Below are 3,352 nucleotides of genomic sequence, written 5' to 3' on the forward strand. Positions count from 1 at the left end.
TGCATCGGTATCGAACATTATCCTGCTGCTCTCGTTTGAATTTACACAACTTATTGTTATCGCAAATATTATAGCCTATCCGGCAGCATATTGGATTATCAGGCTCTGGCAGAATAATTTTGCCTATCGCGCCGGAATCGATATTTTGGTATTCATCATCGGTAGTATCCTTACCTTTCTTATTGCATTTTCAACCATAAGCTACCAGACAATTAAAGTCGCACTGACCAATCCTGTTCGCTCATTGCGATACTGGTAAATGTGTCGATACAGTAAGTGCCGTCTGATCTGAGACAGCCTTGAACCGGCATAATCCCCAAACTGTATTGAGTAATATGGGAGCAGATGATGTGAATTGTGTCCGGTCAATAATTATCTTTTTGCTCGTATGTCTGACCCCGGTCTGGGGGGCTGAAAAGGGCCGGACAACCGAAGTGTTCCGCTGGGAAAGACTGCCCGATCTTCCAGATTCGCTTGGTGTGGCGGGCTCGTTTGCCGGAGTGAGTAATGATGTTCTCATCGTTGCGGGAGGGGCGCATTTCCCGGTTTCGCTGTTCAATGGCGGGAAAAAAGTATGGGTTGACAGCGGATATGTACTGAGCCGTGACGTACATGGACTGTATGCATGGAAGGAGTCGTTCACTCTGAACCGGCCCCTCGCCTATGGAGCTTCTGTCTCAACGGGGGACGGGATTATCTTCATCGGCGGATGTGATGCGGAACGATGTTATGACGATGTTTTCCGCGTGGTATGGGATGGCGAAGGTGTACGGCAGATACCAATGGCTCGTCTCCCGAAGCCGTGCGCCTTCATGAGCGCCGCTCTTCTCGGTCATACCGTGTATGTAGCCGGCGGGCAGAATTCCCTTGATCCGCCGATCGCGGCAGACAATTTCTGGGCGCTCGATCTTCTCGATGAATCCTCCGAATGGAAAGAACTCAAGTCCTGGCCCGGTCCGCCGCGGATTTTAGCTGTTGCTGCGGCGCAGGGAAATGCGCTGTATCTGATGAGCGGTCATGATGTCGTCCCCGGCAGTGACGGGTCATTTGAAAGAGTGTTTCTCACCGATGCCTACCGGTATGATCCCGTGCAGGGACTCTGGTCGAGGGCTGCCGATCTTCCCCGGTCAGCAGCGGCGGCTCCCGGGCCGGGCCTACCACTCGGTCAGTCGCACATCGTGGTTTTCGGAGGCAATGACGGAGAATATGCCGGGCGCGAGATGGAACTCCGGGATAATCATCCCGGTTTCAGCCGTGATATTCTGGCCTACCATACCATTACCGATACATGGGTTACGATAGGGGAAATGCCGGTCGGACTGGTCACCACCAACGCCGTGCAGTGGAACAACGGAGTCGTCATCACAAGCGGCGAGATACGCCCCGGCGTCCGTTCTCCCCTCATGTATCATGGGATTCAGGTTCCCATTAAAGTGGGTTTTTCTCACACCGACTATGGGGTGTTGATCATCTACCTTCTGGTGCTGATCGCCATGGGGTTCTATTTTTCACGGGAAGAACGGACAACCGAAGACTTTTTCCTCGCCGGGCGCACGATACCATGGTGGGCGGCCGGACTCAGCATATTCGGAACGCAGCTCAGCGCCATCACGTTCATGTCGATACCGGCAAAAAGTTACTCGACAGACTGGACGTTTTTCCTTTATAACATGGGTATAATCGCTGTCGCACCGCTGATCGTTTTCTGTTTTCTTCCATTTTACAGGCGTCTTAACATAACGACAGCCTACGAATATCTGGAAATGCGGTTCAATCCAGCCGTGCGGCTTGCCGGCAGCGCTTCATTCATAGTATTTCAGCTCGGAAGAATGGGAGTGGTTCTCTATCTGCCCGCAATCGCCCTTTCAGCGGTTACCGGAATCAATATATATCTTTGCATTACCGTTATGGGTGTGCTGTGTACAACATACACCGTGCTCGGGGGAATGAAGGCGGTTATATGGACCGATGTGGTTCAGGTTATTATCCTCCTCAGCGGAGTGATTCTGTCCATCGTTCTGATTGCCATGAAAGTTGACGGCGGTATGGGCGGGATACTGCATACCGGGGTTGAATATGGGAAGTTCAGAATGGCTGACTGGCATTTTGCCTTCAATGCCCCGACAGTATGGGTCATCCTCATCGCCTGGTTTGGTAACCTCATAGCATATACTTCCGATCAGGCGGTAATCCAGCGTTATCTGACCACGAAAAGCGAAAAACAGGCTGCGCGGAGCATATGGACAAATGCAGTGCTCACTGTACCCGCTTCCGTACTGTTTTTTGGCGTCGGTACCGCACTCTTCGTATTTTACCGGTACCATCCCGGAATGCTCAATCCCGAGCTTCAGACCGATGCCATATTCCCGTGGTTTATCGCGCATGAACTTCCTTCCGGTATATCCGGACTCGTTGTGGCTGGTATCTTTGCGGCAGCAATGTCCAGCCTTGACAGCAGCCTCAACAGCACTGCAACCGCAGTTGTCACCGATTTTTATCGCAGATTTTCCGATACGGTTACCGATCGGTTCTGCCTCAATCTCGCCCGTCTTCTGACTGTTCTTCTGGGAGGTATCGCTACTGCCACCGCGCTGATCATGGTTCAGTTCAATATTTCATCACTCTGGGATATGTTTCTGAAAATAATCGGCCTGTTCGGAGGCAGTCTTGCAGGATTGTTCATGCTCGGTATTTTTACAAAACGGGCTCAGGGTCAGGGTGCCCTTGCCGGATTTATTATCAGTATTATTATTCAGTATCTTATCCAGTCTTTCCAGGCCGTACATTTTCTTCTGTTCGGTGTTACCGGTATCATATCCTGTTTTATAGCAGGGTATCTCGCCAGCCTCTTTTTTCCGGCACCCGAATCCTCGAATAAAAATCTCACACTCTATACCCTGACGGATTGAATTCAGCAATTATCTGTCTTTATACCGGTTCGCCTTCGAATTATCACTTATAATCAGAAAGCGATTTATGGCGTACGATATCGGATTTACGATTCAAATTTAACCGACCTCTGCAAATCGTACTTCTTAAAACGTAAATGTTTTACCTTTTAGAGCAATTTGTTTTCAGAATACTATCCTGGGGAATGCCGGAAAAACCGGAAAAGGGAAAATAAAAAAGGCCCGTGAAAAGGGAGGGGAAAGACGGGCCTTTTTTTTAAATCCTATGAAACTGACTGATTTACTTAAGCAGCGTCATCTTCATGGTTCTGGAGAATGAGCCGGATTTGACGGTGTAGAAATATACACCGGCGGAGAATCCGGAAGCATCCCACACTACCGAGTGGCTGCCGGCACCCATGAACTCGTTGGAAATCGTGTCGATCTTCTGACCGGCCACGTTG

General features: G+C 50.1%; 2 protein-coding genes. Both read left to right on the plus strand.

Annotated features, from left to right (window positions below):
- Positions 1–259 (plus strand): hypothetical protein (locus LLG96_20000; protein MCE5252491.1); only part of this gene is annotated, 259 nt, incomplete at its 5' end.
- 91 nt (positions 260–350) lie between these two features.
- Positions 351–2,909 (plus strand): sodium/solute symporter, encoded by a 2,559-nt coding sequence (locus LLG96_20005; protein MCE5252492.1) that lies wholly within the window; start codon positions 351–353, stop codon positions 2,907–2,909.
- Positions 2,910–3,352: the final 443 nt, after the last annotated feature.

It is taken from the genome of bacterium, assembly GCA_021372535.1.
In the GTDB taxonomy this organism is placed as follows: domain Bacteria; phylum Latescibacterota; class Latescibacteria; order Latescibacterales; family Latescibacteraceae; genus JAFGMP01.